13 protein-coding genes and 1 pseudogene are annotated in these 15,521 nt (G+C 62.8%); 13 read left to right on the top strand and 1 reads right to left on the bottom strand.

Translation table 11 applies throughout. From position 1 onward, the window contains the following. Positions 1-129: 129 nt before the first annotated feature. Positions 130-1,635, bottom strand: a complete 1,506-nt coding sequence (gene flgA, locus ACSQ83_RS07705) for a flagellar basal body P-ring formation chaperone FlgA (RefSeq protein WP_436227727.1) — start codon at positions 1,633-1,635, stop codon at positions 130-132. Between the two features lie 264 nt (positions 1,636-1,899). Between flgA and flgB the strand changes: the two genes are divergently transcribed. The 13 genes and pseudogenes from flgB to ACSQ83_RS07640 all read left to right on the top strand — a co-directional run bounded on the left by flgB (position 1,900) and on the right by ACSQ83_RS07640 (position 15,521). Beyond that, positions 1,900-2,391: a flagellar basal body rod protein FlgB gene (flgB, locus tag ACSQ83_RS07700; RefSeq protein ID WP_436227906.1), complete on the top strand. Its 492-nt coding sequence runs from the start codon at positions 1,900-1,902 to the stop codon at positions 2,389-2,391. 16 nt (positions 2,392-2,407) lie between these two features. Beyond that, complete coding sequence (flgC, locus tag ACSQ83_RS07695) at positions 2,408-2,833, top strand: flagellar basal body rod protein FlgC (protein WP_087646941.1); 426 nt, start codon at positions 2,408-2,410, stop codon at positions 2,831-2,833. A 10-nt stretch (positions 2,834-2,843) separates the two neighbouring features. Further along, positions 2,844-3,569 carry a flagellar hook assembly protein FlgD gene (locus ACSQ83_RS07690; protein WP_436227726.1) on the top strand — a complete coding sequence of 242 codons (726 nt, stop codon included), beginning with the start codon at positions 2,844-2,846 and terminating at the stop codon, positions 3,567-3,569. A 42-nt stretch (positions 3,570-3,611) separates the two neighbouring features. Next, a complete protein-coding gene (gene flgE, locus ACSQ83_RS07685; protein ID WP_414947845.1) occupies positions 3,612-4,871 on the top strand; it encodes a flagellar hook protein FlgE in 1,260 nt (419 codons plus the stop codon). Positions 4,872-4,906: 35 nt separating this feature from the next. After that, complete coding sequence (flgF, locus tag ACSQ83_RS07680; RefSeq protein ID WP_436227725.1) at positions 4,907-5,662, top strand: flagellar basal-body rod protein FlgF; 756 nt, start codon at positions 4,907-4,909, stop codon at positions 5,660-5,662. A gap of 23 nt (positions 5,663-5,685) precedes the next feature. Further along, a complete protein-coding gene (gene flgG, locus ACSQ83_RS07675; protein WP_436227724.1) occupies positions 5,686-6,474 on the top strand; it encodes a flagellar basal-body rod protein FlgG in 789 nt (262 codons plus the stop codon). 64 nt (positions 6,475-6,538) lie between these two features. Continuing rightward, positions 6,539-7,231, top strand: coding sequence for a flagellar basal body L-ring protein FlgH (locus tag ACSQ83_RS07670; RefSeq protein ID WP_436227723.1), 693 nt, complete (start codon positions 6,539-6,541; stop codon positions 7,229-7,231). A gap of 2 nt (positions 7,232-7,233) precedes the next feature. Further along, positions 7,234-8,361 (top strand): flagellar basal body P-ring protein FlgI, encoded by a 1,128-nt coding sequence (locus ACSQ83_RS07665; RefSeq protein ID WP_436227722.1) that lies wholly within the window; start codon positions 7,234-7,236, stop codon positions 8,359-8,361. A 57-nt stretch (positions 8,362-8,418) separates the two neighbouring features. After that, positions 8,419-9,414, top strand: coding sequence for a flagellar assembly peptidoglycan hydrolase FlgJ (flgJ, locus tag ACSQ83_RS07660; protein WP_436227905.1), 996 nt, complete (start codon positions 8,419-8,421; stop codon positions 9,412-9,414). 458 nt (positions 9,415-9,872) lie between these two features. After that, entirely contained in the window at positions 9,873-10,622 is a 750-nt protein-coding gene (locus tag ACSQ83_RS07655; RefSeq protein ID WP_436227904.1) for a flagellar brake protein, read from the top strand. 326 nt (positions 10,623-10,948) lie between these two features. Further along, on the top strand, positions 10,949-12,901 hold the full coding sequence (gene flgK / locus ACSQ83_RS07650) for a flagellar hook-associated protein FlgK (RefSeq protein ID WP_436227721.1): 1,953 nt from the start codon (positions 10,949-10,951) through the stop codon (positions 12,899-12,901). 10 nt (positions 12,902-12,911) lie between these two features. Next, positions 12,912-14,189 carry a flagellar hook-associated protein FlgL gene (flgL, locus tag ACSQ83_RS07645; protein WP_436227720.1) on the top strand — a complete coding sequence of 426 codons (1,278 nt, stop codon included), beginning with the start codon at positions 12,912-12,914 and terminating at the stop codon, positions 14,187-14,189. A gap of 217 nt (positions 14,190-14,406) precedes the next feature. Continuing rightward, a pseudogene (locus ACSQ83_RS07640) lies at positions 14,407-15,521 on the top strand (Fic family protein).

The raw sequence follows: 15,521 nt of genomic DNA, 5'->3' as shown, positions 1-15,521 counted from the left end.
CCCGCCGCTCAGACCCCACGCCAGTTACCTCGATCTCCCGCTCAGCCTTGCTGGATAAGCTTGGCAAGGAATTGCAACAAATTGAAACAAGTGAGGGATAACCCACATAGGGGGTTCCCGACCCCTTTCTCAAAGCTGGATTTCCACGGTCGAGCCGTCCTTCACGACGCCGGAAATGATCTGTCCCCCGGCCGTCTTGACGCGGACTTGCTGCCCGGGCGCGGCGTTATTCATGGCGCTGCCTTCTGCCGATATCGAAAAGCCAGCGCCGTTTGTTACCACGTGCACGCTCTGTCCGATCACTACGGCGCCGGCGCCTCGCAGCATGTCCGTACGCAGCGGCAGCCCCGTCGCGAGCCGCGACAACGTCACCGCTCCAACGGCTTGTGACGGGTCCGTGACAATGGCTTGCGGCATCGACGTGAGATCGCCGTCGCGGGGAATCAGGTCGGCGGCCGTGAGCACTTCGCCCGGCGCAACCGCGCGGGCGGCAAGGTAATACGTGGCCATCACCGAGACGCGTGCTTGCAGATAGAGCGTCCAGGGCCGGTCGCCGGAACAACGCACGCCGACGGTGGTGCGGCCCCAGAGACGCGAACCCGCCGGCAGGAACGGCTCAAGCGTCGAGCACGCCGCGAGGCCGCGCGGGAAAACGGGTGTCACGGTGATATCGGCCTTGCCGGGCAAACCTGCCGCCTGCTGCGTCAGGAAGACGAGCGCGGCGGCACGCACCGCGTCGCCATCCTGCGTGGCCTGGTTCGGCGCACCGGCCATGGCGGGTGCGGGCTGGAGCGGGGCGCGGATGGGCGCCGGGGCGCGCATCGAAACGGGCATCATGCCGGCGACCGGCGCGGCGGGTGCAGCCGCGATGGGCCTTGCCTGGAAGCCTCGCGAGGCAACGCGCGGAATGGTTTGGGCCGATGCGCTGCCGTCCGTCGCGACGACCACGGGCATCACGTCACGTGACGATGTCGTGACGCGAGGAAGGGTATCGACGGCGGTTTTTCCAGCGTTACTAATAGAAGTAGCCGCTTTCGGCTCGCCGTTACCGGGGATCTCGATCATTCCGGCGGCATTGGGCGCATCGGAGGAATTGTTCGATGCAGCCGCCGTCCGGCTTGGCGTCATCGCCAGCCTGGGCGCTGCGGCCATGGGCTTCGCCGCCGTCTTCGCCTCCCCCGGCCCTGGAATCACAATCAGGCCGCTGGTATCGGCGGCAGAGGAGGATGCGTCGGCGGCATCGGCGTGGGCATCGAGTGCCAGCGCGGCCGCGCGCATGGCGGCATCGGCTGCATGAGCCGCCGCGGCGTAACCCGCAGGACGCGACGTGCGCGCCGGCTGAGCTTGGCTCGTGCCGCCGTCCACGGACATGCCGGCGTCTTTCGCCATCGACACGACATCCGCGGGATTGGTTTCGCCGGGACCGGCAATCATGATCGTGCCGCTGCCGCCGCCCGCATCCTGCGCGCGCGCGGTCGTCACGCCGGCCGTCAGCAGAGCCAATGCAAGCACGCAAAGCGCAACCGGACCGCGCAGCGCAACACCGCTAGCCAGACGCGCGCGGGCTTTCACCAGGCCGTTTGCGGCCAGGCGATGAACCGCCGGCTTGCAAGCAGGCGCAGTGAAGCTGTGCATTGTGCTTCTCCCAGATAAATCCCAAACAGATCCAGCGAATCCGGCCAGCCGCCAACGTGAAACCCATCAACGATCGACCCACGAGACGAATTCTAGGTTTCGCCGGCTAAAGGCAAGCGTCGAATAGAGGCCGCCTTTCCCTGTTATTCGTCTGATTGCATCTTGCGTCTCGCTCCTAAGATTCGTCTCATGCAAAAGTCTTCGATGGCCGACGGCAATCCCGGCGCCACCGATCACGAGACATCGAAGCTGAAGGAGGACCGCATGCTTGACAAGCTCGACCAGGAATTTGCGTTTGGCCGCGAAGCGCTGGATGTGCGCGCCTATCGGCAGGAACTGTTGTCGTCGAATATTGCGAACGCCGATACCCCGGGCTACAAGGCACGCGACGTCGATTTCGCAAGCGCCCTCGCAGGCGCGCTGAAAAAGAACGGCGCGCCGGCGAACGCCACGGCATCGGCCACCGCGCCGCTGCGGATGGCGCAACCGGTGAGCGTGTCGACTGGCGCGGCGCTCGCGACGACATCGGCGGGACATATGTCCGGCACCACGACACTCACCGCCAGCGGCGGCAGCACCGACGACTACGGCCGCCTGGCTTACCGGATTCCGAGCCAGCCGGCGCTTGACGGCAATACCGTCGACATGGATTCAGAGCGCGTCCAGTTCGCCGACAACGCGCTGCATTTCGAGGCCGGCATGACCGTGGTGTCGTCGCAGATCAAGACGATGCTCTCGGCGATCACGTCGAACTAAATAACGAGGAGAAGCAATGCCCTCTCTGATGAACATCTTCAACGTTGCCGGTTCAGCGATGTCCGCGCAGGCGCAGCGCCTGAATGTGACCGCCTCGAACCTGGCGAACGCGGACAGCACGACCGGCCCGGACGGCCAGCCATACAAGGCGAAGCAGGTGGTATTCGCCGTCGATCCGCTCGGCGGCGCGCGCACGGCGTCCGGCCAGCAAGTGGGCGGCGTGCAGGTGACGGGCGTGATCGACGACCCCACGCCGATGAAAACCAGCTACGACCCGACCAATCCCGCAGCGAACCCGGACGGCTACGTGACCTTGCCGAACGTCGATCCCGTGCAGGAAATGGTCAACATGATTTCGGCGTCCCGTTCGTATCAGGCGAACGTGGAAACGCTCAATACCGCCAAGCAGCTGATGCTTAAGACCCTGACGATCGGAACCTGAGGACAACCCCGTGACAACCAATACTTCGATCGGCAACAACGGCGCGGCGATGTCGCAGACGCTGCTGAACACCATGAACGGCACATCGAGCAGTTCGTCTGCCAGTTCGAGCTCCAGCGCGAGCGGCGCGCAGTCGCCTGCCGACCTGCAGAACACCTTCCTGACGCTGCTCGTCACGCAGCTCAAGAACCAGGACCCGACCAACCCGACCGACAGCTCGCAGATGACTTCGCAACTCGCGCAGATCAGCACGGTGTCGGGGATCGGCCAGTTGAACACGTCGCTCAGCTCGCTTGCCACGCAATTGTCAGCGGGACAGGGCGCGCAGGCTGCGTCGCTGATCGGCGGAACCGTGCTCGCCCCGGGCAACACCATGACCGTGAGCGGCGGCAAGGCCAGCACCTTCGGCGTGCAATCGGCCAACGCGCTCAGCGACATGACGGTGAGCATCACGAATAGCGCCGGCCAGGTTGTGCAGACGATCGACCTCGGCGCGCAGCCCGCAGGCGTGGTGCCCATCTCGGGCTGGACGCCGACCGACTCGAAGGGCGTGACGCTGCCCGACGGCACGTACACGCTTTCGGCAGGCGGCACGGTCAACGGTACGGCTGCAACGGCGACCGCGCTGTCCGCATCGGTCGTGCAAAGCGTGGTGCAGCAGCCCGACGGCACGGCAGGCGTGATGCTGTCGACCGGCAAGACGGTGCCGCTGACCAGCATTGCGTCGATTCTCTAAGCCCTTATTCATTAGCTCAATCTTCTAGAAGCGGAGACCGTCATGGGTTACCAACAAGGTTTATCTGGTTTGTCCGGCGCGTCGAACGACCTCGATGTGATCGGCAACAACATTGCCAACGCGAACACCGTCGGCTTCAAGCAAGGGCAGGCGCAATTCGCCGATATGTACGCGAATTCGGTGGCCACCGCCGTGAACAACCAGATCGGCATTGGCTCGCAGATGTCGGAAGTGCAGCAGCAGTTCGGCCAGGGCACGATCACCACGACCAGCCAGGCGCTGGACGTCGCCATCAACGGCAATGGTTTTTTCCAGATGTCGGCGAACGGTGCGAACGTGTACTCGCGCAACGGCGTGTTCAACCTGGCGGCCAACGGCACGATCGTCAACGCAGCGGGCCAGACCTTGATGGGTTATGCAGCCAATGCGCAGGGCGTGATCAACACGTCGTCGACCGTACCGCTCGTCGTGCCGAACTCGAACTTGCCGCCGGCCGCGACCAAGAACGTGAGTTTTCAGTTCAACCTGAACTCGCAGGCTACGGTCCCGACCCAAACGCCGTTCGATCCGACCAACGCGAACACCTATAGCGCCACCAGCCAGATCAACGTCAACGACTCGCTTGGCGGCACGCATGCGGTCAACGTGTTTTTCGTCAAGCAATCGACGGGATCGTGGGAAGCGTATGCGACGACCGGCGCCGGCAACACCCCGGTCACGGGAACGTCGACTGGCGTAGCTGGCGACCTGGGCAAGGTTTCGTTCGACCAGTCGGGCAACCTGATACCGACCCCGCCCGCCACCGCGATCACGCCGTTCTCGTTTTCGATTCCGGATGGCGCGTCCAATAGCGCCACCGCGGTGCAAACCATGTCGATGTCATTTGCCGGCACGACCCAATACGGCGCGACGACCGGCCTCGTGAACAGCACCCAGGACGGCTATACATCGAGCGAACTGGCGGGCTTTTCGGTCGGGCCCGACGGCACGCTGACGGGCACGTACACCAACGGCAAGACGCAAGCGCTCGGCCAGATCGCGCTCGCCACGTTCGCTAACCAGAACGGCTTGCAAGACCTGGGCGGCAACAACTATCAGCAGACCGCGGCATCGGGTCTGGCGCAAGTGTCGGTGCCGGGTTCGACCAATCACGGCTCGCTGCAAGGCGGCGCGGTGGAAAACTCGAACGTCGACCTGACCAGTTCGCTGGTTGACCTGATCACGGCGCAGCGCAATTACCAGGCGAACGCGCAGACGATCAAGACGCAGCAAACCGTCGACCAGACGCTCATCAACCTGTAAGAGCCGCAGCCAAGCCGCGCACGAGAGAGTCATAAATGGACCGTCTGATCTATACCGCGATGAGCGGCGCCGCACAGGCGCTCGAGCAGCAGAGCGTCACGGCGAACAACCTCGCCAATGCGTCGACGACGGGCTTTCGTGCGCAGCTTTCCGCGTTTCGCCAGGTGCCGATGAACTTCGAGAACGGTGCGTCCGGCGACGCGACCACGCGCACTTTCGTGCTGTCGTCCACGCCGAGCGCCGATTACACGCCGGGTCCGATCCAGCAGACCGGCAATCCGCTCGACGTCGCCGTCCAGGGTCCGGGCTGGCTTTCCGTGCAGACGGAAGATGGCGGCGAGGCGTACACGCGTGCAGGCAACCTTCACGTGGATGCCAACGGCCAGCTGGTCACGGCAAACAACCTGCCGGTGCTCGGCAATGCCGGCCCGATGTCGATTCCGCCGGGCGCGGAAGTCACCATCGGCAAGGACGGAACGGTGACTGCGCTGATGCCGGGCGACCCGCCGACATCGATTGCGACGGTAGACCAGTTGAAGCTGGTCAATCCCGAAGCAGGGGCGTTGACGCGCGGTGACGACGGCCTGTTTCGCACCGCCGATAACCAGCCCGCCGACGCTGATCCGACGGTGACGGTCGCGCCCGCGTCGCTGGAAGGCAGCAACGTGAATGCGGTGTCCGCGATGGTCGACATGATCACCAACGCCCGCCAGTTCCAGATGCAGACCAAGTTGCTCGATTCGGCCAACTCGAACGATCAGTCGGCTAACAAACTGCTCGACTTCAGTTAATCCGCAGTATCAGGATAAAAAACATGAACCGCTCTCTCTACATCGCCGCAACCGGCATGAACGCCCAGCAGTCGCAGATGGACGTGATTTCGAACAATCTCGCCAACGTCAGCACGAACGGCTTCAAGGGCTCGCGCGCGGTGTTCGAGGACTTGCTGTATCAAACCGTCCGCCAGCCGGGCGCGAATTCAACGCAACAAACCGAACTGGCGTCGGGCAGCCAGATCGGTACCGGCGTGCAGCAGGTCGCGACCGAACGCCTCTACACGCAGGGCAACCTGTCGCAGACCGGCAACTCGAAGGACGTCGCCATCAACGGCAACGGCTTCTTCCAGGTGACGATGCCCGACGGCACGACCGCCTACACCCGCGACGGTTCGTTCCAGACCAACGCGCAAGGTCAGCTCGTTACATCGAGCGGTTATCAGGTCAGCCCGGCCATCACGATCCCGACGACCGCAACCGGTATCACCATCGGCTCGGATGGCACGGTCACGGTGACGCAGCAAGGTAGTGCGGCCAACACGACAGTCGGCCAGTTGCAGCTGGCGACCTTCGTCAATCCGGCCGGCCTCGACGCGCGCGGTGAGAACCTGTTCGCCGAAACGGCTTCGTCCGGCAATGCGAACGTCGTGACGCCGGGTTTGAACGGAGCGGGGCAGTTGCAGCAGGGGTATGTGGAAGCATCGAACGTGAACGTGGTCCAGGAACTGGTCAACATGATCCAGACCCAGCGCGCCTATGAAATCAACAGCAAGGCCGTGACCACGTCGGACCAGATGCTGCAGACGCTGAGCCAGATGCAGGTTTAAGCCGGGGCAACCCGCGCCTACCGCATCAATTGCATCAGCAGCGTCATTCCGAAGGACCACGAAGATGTCATCACAACTTTCATGCTTATCACGCATCCGCAGCGCATCGGTGCTCTCGCTCGTCGCGCTGGCGGCCTGCGCGCTCGTGCCCAAAGAGCCGATCACGCAGCAGCCGATGACAGCGCGCCCGCCGGCGCCGCCGCTGAATTCGGCATCGCCTGGCGCGATCTACAACGCGGGATACGCGGGACGGCCGCTGTTCGAAGACCAGCGGCCGCGCAATACCGGCGACATCATTACTATCGTGATTGCGGAAAACGTGAATGCGACGAAGTCATCGGCGGCGAATGCGGCGCGTAACGCCAGCGAGGCGTTCGCCGTGCCCGTCACGCCGGGTCTCTTTGGCGGGCTGTTCCACAACACCAACCTGAGCGCCAGCGGTTCAAACGGCTTCAACGGCGCAGGCGGCGCGAGCGCGGCCAATACCTTTAACGGCACGCTGACGGTTACCGTCACCGACGTGCTGCCCAACGGCAACCTGGTCGTGAGCGGCGAAAAGCAGATGCTGATCAACCAGGGCAACGAATTCGTGCGCTTCTCCGGCGTCGTCAATCCGACGACCATCTCCGGCACCAACACCGTGTTTTCGACTCAGGTGGCGGACGCGAAGATTGAATATTCGGCGAAGGGTTATATCGATGAATCGCAGCAGATGGGCTGGCTCCAGCGCTTCTTCCTCAACGTGGCGCCCTTCTGACCATGAAACTCTTTCTTCGCTCCGTTTCCATTGCGCTGGCCTTTGTTGCCGCGGTCGCCGCACTTCCGCAGACCGCGCAGGCGGAGCGCCTCAAGGACCTGGTTTCGTTCCAGGGGGTACGTGATAACCCGTTGATCGGCTACGGCCTCGTGGTGGGCCTCGACGGCACCGGTGACCAGACGACCCAGACGCCGTTCACCACGCAAAGCCTGGTGAACATGCTCGGCAACCTCGGCATCACGCTGAACGCCGCGACCACGCAGAACATGCAGTTGAAGAACGTCGCGGCCGTGATGGTGACGGCCGTCTTGCCGCCGTTCTCGCGGCCGGGCGAAGCGATCGATGTAACGGTGTCATCGCTTGGCAATGCGAAGAGCTTGCGCGGCGGTACGTTATTGATGGCGCCGCTCAAAGGCGCCGACGGCCAGGTCTACGCGATGGCGCAGGGCAATCTCGCGGTCGGCGGTGCGGGCGCCAGTGCGAACGGCAGCAAGGTCCAGGTCAACCAGCTTGCAGTCGGCCGCATTCCGGGCGGCGCGCTGGTCGAACGCGCGGTGCCCGCAGCGGTGACGCAAGCCGGCGGCGTGATGACCATGGAGCTGAACACACTCGACTTCGACACCACGCAGAAGATCGTGGCGGCAGTGAACAACGATTTCGGCATGGGCACGGCTATCGCGCTCGACGGCCGCACGATCCAGTTGCGCGCGCCGGCCGATCCGTCGCAAACGGTGTCGTTCATGGCGCAGCTTGAGAATATCGATGTCAGGCCGGCGCAGGCCGCGGCCAAGGTGATCGTGAATGCGCGCACGGGTTCTATCGTGATGAACCAGATGGTCACGCTGCAGAACTGCGCGGTCGCGCATGGCAATTTGTCGGTGGTGATCAACACGACGACCGCCGTGAGCCAGCCGGGCGCGTTCTCCAACGGACAAACCGTGGCGGCGAAGCAGTCGAGTATCCAGTTGAAGCAGGACACGGGCGCGCTCAAGCAAGTGGCGGCAAGCGCGACGCTCGCGGACGTGGTCAAGGCGTTGAATGCCCTCGGGGCGACGCCGGCGGATCTGATCTCGATTTTGCAATCGATGAAAGCGGCGGGTGCGTTGCGCGCCGATCTCGAAATTATTTAAAGGCGACAGGTCATGAACGCGAACGGGACCGGTACAGCAAGCAACGCGCTCGCATCGATGAACACCTCCGACACGGGCAGCGGCCTGGGTTCGTTGTCGAACCGTTTTGCGCTCGACGTGCAGGGCTTCGACGCCATGCGCGCGCAGGCGAACGCGAATCCGCAGCAGGGTTTGAAGGCGGCGGCCAAGCAGTTTGACTCCGTTTTCACGCAGATGATGTTGAAGAGCATGCGCGACGCCACGCCGTCGGACAGCCCTTTCGATTCGAACGACAGCAAGACCTTCACGTCGATGCTCGACCAGCAGCTTTCGCAGAACATGGGCGCAAAGGGCATTGGCGTAGCCGACATGATGCTCAAGCAACTGATGCGCAACGCCGGTGGTGGGTCGTCCAGTGCGGGCGCGGGCGGGCAGATGGATGGCGCGGGCGCGAGCGGCGACAGCAGCGCGAACGCCGGCAACATGGCCGCCATGAACGCGATGGCAAAGGCGTATGCGAACGCGGCGGGGTCATCGACGGCGGCATCGAAGGCATCGCTTAGTGGCAATGGTTATAGCGCCGACAGCGCGCTGACGCCGCCCGCACGCGGCGTGGGCACGGACAAGGTGGCGGCTTTTGTCGACCGGCTTGCCGCGCCGGCGCAGGCCGCGAGCTCGGCGACCGGGATTCCGGCGCGATTTATCATCGGTCAGGCGGCGCTCGAGTCGGGCTGGGGCAAACGCGAGATCAAGAATTCCGATGGCACCTCAAGCCACAACGTATTCGGCATCAAGGCGACCAGCGACTGGAGCGGCAAGACGACAAACGCGGTGACCACGGAATACGTGAACGGCAAACCGCAGAAAGTGGTGGAGAAGTTCCGCGCCTACGACTCGTACGAAGACGCACTCACCGATTACGCCAGCGTGCTCAAGAGCAATCCGCGTTACGCGCCGGTCGTGGAAGCCTCGCGCGATGCCGCCGGTTTTGCGCACGGAATGCAGAAAGCGGGCTACGCAACGGACCCGCAATACGCTAAAAAGCTGATTTCGATCATGCGGCACATTGCGTGATCGAGTGCAATCTGAGCGTGATCCGCGCGTGACCCCGGTGTGAACCGGGCGCGACGCGTGTGCGGACTGGCGCACCTTTTGCGTGATCTAGTTAGCTAGACCAAACATATTACGAGTAAGGTATCAAAAGCGACGGGGCCAATGTCGCAATAAAAACACGATGCAGGCTGACGGCGAGGATCGGGCGCATGGTGCGTCCGAAGGCAGCCGGCCCGGGCCGCAAGGCATCGAAATGGAGAGAACGTGCTGGTTCGTTTCGATTTGCGCGCTTTGCGAACGTTTTCGGCCGCCGGATACGGGATCAGGAAAGTTTTTTTACAGCCAACCCTAAATATTCAATCCCGGTTGCCGCTAAATGAAACATCGAAGTGCCGGATCCACAGGGTCCGGTTGGACGCTCAAACAGTCCCGGAAAACGGGACGCGAGCGAGCAAACGAACACGGCAAGCTCCATGAACATGAATCCGCCAAACGGTTCCGGCATCGCAGACGACGAGTCCGATAATCACGATTTCGGCCGGCGTAATCCGCTGGAAATCGGCGTATCGCTGCGCAACCTCGTTAATCGAGCCGACTTCCTGACCGTCGATCACGGCACGGGGCAGATCGTCACGCGCCTGCTCGACGTGAATACGGCAGCGCATACCTTTATCTTCGACTGGGGTGGCATCCCCGAGCAGAGCCAGGCCATGCTGCGCTCGGAAAACCTGATGTTCCACGCGAGCCCCGATGGCGTGCGCGTCGAATTCGCCACCGGCACGCCGCGTGAAATCGTTTTCGAAGGCCACCCGGCGTTCGAAGCGGAATTTCCACCGGTGCTCTTCTACATGCAGCGGCGCGAGTATTTCCGCGTCGAAGCGCCCGTGCTGGATCCGTACATCTGCAGCGGCGAACTGCCGAATGGCGAGCGTTTCCGCTTTGAAGTGAATGACCTCTCGCTGGGTGGCGTGGCACTGCGCACCATGGACGAGCGGGTTGCGTCGATGCAAGTCGGCCTGATCCTGCGTTCCGTGGAACTGCACTTCAGCAATCCGGGCAAGGTCGTGCTCGACCTGCAGCTGATGTCGAACCGGCAGACAGTGAATTCACGCGGCGATCTGCGCTATACGCTGGGCTTCAAGTTCATGAGCTTGCCGGGCTCCGCCGAAAACACGCTGCAACGCCTGATTACGCAACTCGAGATGAAACGCCGGTCGCTGGTGCGATAAATCGATGCGGCGGCGAGCCCCTGTGCTCGCCGCGCCTGACTTGTTTCCCCGCAACGCCGCTTCCGTTCACGCCGCTTCCATTCGTCGAACTGGCGCCCAATTTCCCCGCTGCTTCAGCAATTGCCTCACTCTGGCGCGGTGAATAATCCGTCATGGCGCAGTGTGCATGCGGATTTCATCGGAGCGGGAACTGCACCGCGCCCAAAAATCATGCGTGATCCCGATTTGGCACGCCAGGATTCAACTTTTTCTGCAATCGGCCGATATACACCAGTTGCCGTCAGCCAGCGGCGGCCCGGGTTTGGGCCATTACCAGGATTCCTTGCATGTCCCTATTCGATATCGGCGTCAGTGGTCTTAATGCAGCCCAATGGGGCTTGACGACCACCGGACAGAACATCAGCAACGCCGCGACCCCGGGCTATACACAGGAGACGCCGGTGTACCAGGAGGCGTCGGGGCAATACACGACGTCGGGTTACCTGGGCTCAGGCGTCCAGACCGCGACGGTCGCGCGTTCATACAGTTCGTTCCTGACCACGCAGCTCAATAACGCGCAGTCCAACAGCAGTTCGCTGAACACCTATTACTCGATGTTGTCGCAGCTGAACAACCTCGTGGGCGATCCGACCACGGGTATTGGCGCCGGCATGACGGGCTATTTCACGAGCTTGCAGTCGGTCGCGAACAGCCCCGCTACAACGTCGACGCGGCAATCGCTGATGAGCAGCGGGCAAACGCTCGTCAACCAGATGAACGCCGCGGCCGCAAACTACAACCAGCTTCGCTCCGGCGTCAACCAGTCGCTCACCAGCGCGGTCACGCAGATCAACAGCTACACCAGCCAGATCGCCACGCTGAACGGCCAGATTGCCTCCGCGAGCGCGCAGGGCCAGCCGCCGAACCAGCTACTCGATGCACGCGACCAGGCGGTTGCGAGCCTGAGCCAGTTGACGAACGTGCAGGTCACCACCGTCAACGGCGCGTACAACGTGTCGATCGGCACCGGCCAGCCGCTGGTGAACGGGACGACGGCGTATCAGTTGGCAGCGGTGACCTCGACGTCGAATCCAAGCGAATTATCGATAGCGTATGCATCCCCGGACGGCTCGCCGCAGACGCCCGCGCAAACGCAATATCTGCCGGATTCCACATTTGGCGGCGGTACGGTAGGCGGATTGCTTGCATTCCGCAGCCAGTCGCTCGATCCCGCGCAGGCGCAGCTTGGTTCGCTCGCCACCAGTTTCGCCGCGCAACTGAACCAGCAAAACGCGCTGGGCGTGGACCTGAACGGCAATCCCGGCACCGCATTGTTCTCGACGGGCAGCCCGACCATTTACGCAAATTCGCGCAATACGGGCACGGCTCAGTTGACGGTATCGATTGCGGATCCGACCCAGCCGCCCAGCGGCAACTACACGCTGTCCCGCAATGGCTCGACCTACACGCTCACGGACAGCCAGAGCGGCGCGTCGCTCGGCACCCTCACGGCCGATCCAGTAACGGGCGCGGCCAGCGGCACGATTGCCGGCCTGAATATCGCGGTGCCGACTGGCATGAAGTCCGGCGATTCGTTCACCATCCAGCCGACGAGCGGCGCGCTCTCCGCGTTCTCGATGGTCACGACGAACCCGACCGCGATTGCGGCGGCGTCACCGGCGGTGGCATCGGCGGGAGCGAGCAACGCTGGTACCGCGAACATCTCGGCTGCGACGGTCACCGCGGGTTATTCGCTCGCGTCCACCGGCATGACGCTGACGTACAACGCGACCGCCAAGCAATTGACGTCGAATCAACCCGTGACGCTGCCAAGCGGCACCGTCGTGCCGGCAAACACACCGTTCGCCTACGACCCATCACAGGGCTTGACCGTATCCAATGGAACGGGTGTCAGCGCGACGATCACCGGCACGCCTGCGAACGGCGACAGCTTCACTATTGCGGCGAACAAGGGCGGCAGCAGCGACGGCAGCAACGCGCTCGCGCTGGCGAACCTCGGCAAGGCGAAGTCGTTGAACGGCGGCACGGACTCATTGACGAGCGCGTATGCGAACTACGTCAACCAGATCGGCAACGAGACCAACAATCTGCAGAGTTCCAGTACGTCGGCGACGGCAGTGCTGACGCAAGCGACGACGGCGCAGCAGTCGGTATCGGGCGTGAACCTGAATGAAGAGGCCGCCAACCTGATTCAGTACCAGCAGTTGTACCAGGCCAACAGCAAGGTCATCCAGACCGCTTCCACGCTGTTCTCGACGCTGCTCGGCATCTTCAACTGAGGCTTTCACGATGCGCATCTCCAGCTCCCAGTACTTCACGATGAATGTCCAGACGATGGACAATCAGCAGGCGTCGCTTGCCAACATGTACGCGCAGATTTCATCGGGCAAGGCCTTGCAGACCGCGGCGGACAATCCGCTCGGCGCCGCGCAAGCCGTGGCGCTGACCGCGCAGGCCGCCACGCTCGCGCAATATTCGACCAACCAGTCGTCCGCGCTGACCTCGCTGCAGCAGGAAGATTCCACGCTCACCAGCGTGACGAACGTGATGCAGAGCATCCAGGCGCTGGTCGTGAACGCCGGTAACGGCACGCTCAACGACACCGACCGCAGCTCGCTTGCGACCCAGCTCCAGGGTTATCGCAGCACGCTGATGACGCTTGCCAATACCACCGACGCCAACGGCAACTACATCTTTGCCGGGTTCCAGGGCGGCTCGCAGCCCTTCACCGACAACGCTTCGGGTATTGGCGCGACCTACGCGGGCGGCCCCGGTCAGCGGCAGGTGCAGATTTCCGACACCCGCACGATCAACGTAGCCGATCCGGGTTCGGCGATTTTCCAAAGCGTTTCATCAAACGAAAGCACGCCGGTTTCGGCGGGATCGTCGGGCAACACGGGTTCTGGCACGATCAGTCCGGTCAGCGTGAGCAACAGCAGCGATCCTGCCAACTCGTCGACCTATACCATCACGTTCGGGACCACGACCACCGGCACGCCGCCCACGACCACGACGGTCAGTTCGTACTCGGTCTCAGCGCGTGACCCTGCGACGGGCACGTCCACCACCGTCACGCCGCCGACGCCTTATACGGCTGGCGACAACATCACGCTGGGTTCGCAGACCGTCGCTATTTCCGGCGCGCCGGCATCGGGCGATACCTTCACCGTGGCGCCGGCCAACACTGGCCACACCAGCGATACCGACATCTTCACGTCGCTCGATACGTTGGTGAGCGCGCTGAAACAGCCAGCCGATTCGGCGGCGGCCCAGGCGACGTTGCAAAACGCGCTGACCACGGCAGGCACGAAAATCAGCAACACGGCCAACAACATACTGACGACACAGACGGCGGTGGGTGGCCGCGAGCAGGAAGTCACGACGACGCAGAACGCCATGCAGACGACGTCGACGCAGACCGCCAACAATCTGGCGGACCTGGTCAGCGTCAACCTGCCGAGTGCAATCAGCCAGTACGAGATGACGCAGAACTCGCTGCAGGCCGCGCAACAGGCGTTTGCGCAGATCCAGAAAATGTCGTTGTTCAACTATTTGGGTAGCGGTTAAGCGCCGGGGGGCGTGTAGGGAAAAATTGATGTGGGTTGTAGGATGTGTTTTGGGCCGCCGGTTTGAAGGGCGGCCCTTTTTATTGGGCGGAGTAAGCATGACGGAACAGCCTGAAACTCGTTCGGCATAACGCATGCGGTGAATAGCGGCCTTATTCTCCGCATTTTATGCGGAGAATAAATCACCGGTTGCGGCGAATACGTCTCATATTCACCGTATGAAACGCGGAGCATGGACTTTTATCTGGGAAGATCTGACTGGCCGGCGGGGCGCTACGTTCTCTCGGCGATCGCAGAGCCGCTGGCCGCGGTTAGTCGCGCCCAGGGTTTGCTGCTCGGCCGGCTTGCCGATGTCGGTTTGTCGCTGCGCAATCAGGCAAGTCTGGCCGCGCTCACCGAAGACGTGATCAAGACCAGCGAGATCGAAGGTGAACGGCTGAATGCGGACTCGGTTCGATCGTCTATCGCGCGCCGGCTTGGGGTAGACATTGGCGCGCTTGCACCGCTCGACCGGCATGTGGAAGGCGTGATTGAGATGGTGCTTGACGCCACCGCTCGCTGCGACGCTCCGCTTACGCAGGAGCGTTTGTTTGCGTGGCACGCGGCTTTGTTTCCGACCGGCTTCAGCGGGTTATCGCGGATCCAGATAGGCGCATGGCGCAACGACCAAAACGGCGCCATGCAGGTGGTCTTCGGTCCTGTTGGCCGCCTGCGGGTTCATTTCGAAGCGCCTCCGGCCGATCGCCTCAACGCCGAGGCAACGCGTTTTCTCGACTGGCTCAATCACGACGCTGACGTGGCGTCGGTGATCAAGGCTGGGCTGGCGCATTTGTGGGTCGTCACGCTGCATCCTTTCGACGATGGCAATGGCCGTATCGCCCGGGCCATCTGCGACTTGCTGCTCGCCCGCGCCGACGGCAGTCCGCAGCGCTTCTACAGTTTGTCGGCGCAGATCCTGTCGGAGCGCAGCGCTTATTACGACATCCTTGAGCAAACCCAACGCGGATCGCTCGATGTGACCGCGTGGCTGACCTGGTTCCTGCATACGCTGCATCGCGCAGTGGACAACGCCAAGCACACCGTGGGCGCGGTGCTGGTCAAGACGCGTTTCTGGCAGCGCTGGGCCACCGCGTCGTTTAACGAGCGGCAAATCAAGCTGCTGAACTGGTTGCTCGATGGTTTCGACGGCAAGCTGACCAGCAGCAAGTGGGCGGCCATCGCGAAGTGTTCGGCGGATACCGCGTTACGCGATATCGGCGAACTGGTGACATTAGGGGTGCTGCGCAGATCAGCGTCGGGCGGGCGCAGCACGGCGTACGAACTGACGCAATGA

The sequence above is a fragment of the Caballeronia sp. LjRoot29 genome (assembly GCF_964252755.1).
In the GTDB taxonomy this organism is placed as follows: domain Bacteria; phylum Pseudomonadota; class Gammaproteobacteria; order Burkholderiales; family Burkholderiaceae; genus Caballeronia.
Note: the sequence above shows the minus strand (reverse complement) of the source record. Positions and strands in the feature narration are given on the sequence as shown.

Bases quoted from the DNA above. Each gene is read 5' to 3' on its own strand.
- flgA (WP_436227727.1), bottom strand. From the start codon at position 1,635: ATGCACAGCTTCACTGCGCCTGCTTGCAAGCCGGCGGTTCATCGCCTG.
- flgB (WP_436227906.1), top strand. From the start codon at position 1,900: ATGCTTGACAAGCTCGACCAGGAATTTGCGTTTGGCCGCGAAGCGCTG.
- flgC (WP_087646941.1), top strand. From the start codon at position 2,408: ATGCCCTCTCTGATGAACATCTTCAACGTTGCCGGTTCAGCGATGTCC.
- flgE (WP_414947845.1), top strand. From the start codon at position 3,612: ATGGGTTACCAACAAGGTTTATCTGGTTTGTCCGGCGCGTCGAACGAC.
- flgF (WP_436227725.1), top strand. From the start codon at position 4,907: ATGGACCGTCTGATCTATACCGCGATGAGCGGCGCCGCACAGGCGCTC.
- flgG (WP_436227724.1), top strand. From the start codon at position 5,686: ATGAACCGCTCTCTCTACATCGCCGCAACCGGCATGAACGCCCAGCAG.
- ACSQ83_RS07670 (WP_436227723.1), top strand. From the start codon at position 6,539: ATGTCATCACAACTTTCATGCTTATCACGCATCCGCAGCGCATCGGTG.
- ACSQ83_RS07665 (WP_436227722.1), top strand. From the start codon at position 7,234: ATGAAACTCTTTCTTCGCTCCGTTTCCATTGCGCTGGCCTTTGTTGCC.
- flgJ (WP_436227905.1), top strand. From the start codon at position 8,419: ATGAACACCTCCGACACGGGCAGCGGCCTGGGTTCGTTGTCGAACCGT.
- ACSQ83_RS07655 (WP_436227904.1), top strand. From the start codon at position 9,873: ATGAATCCGCCAAACGGTTCCGGCATCGCAGACGACGAGTCCGATAAT.
- flgK (WP_436227721.1), top strand. From the start codon at position 10,949: ATGTCCCTATTCGATATCGGCGTCAGTGGTCTTAATGCAGCCCAATGG.
- flgL (WP_436227720.1), top strand. From the start codon at position 12,912: ATGCGCATCTCCAGCTCCCAGTACTTCACGATGAATGTCCAGACGATG.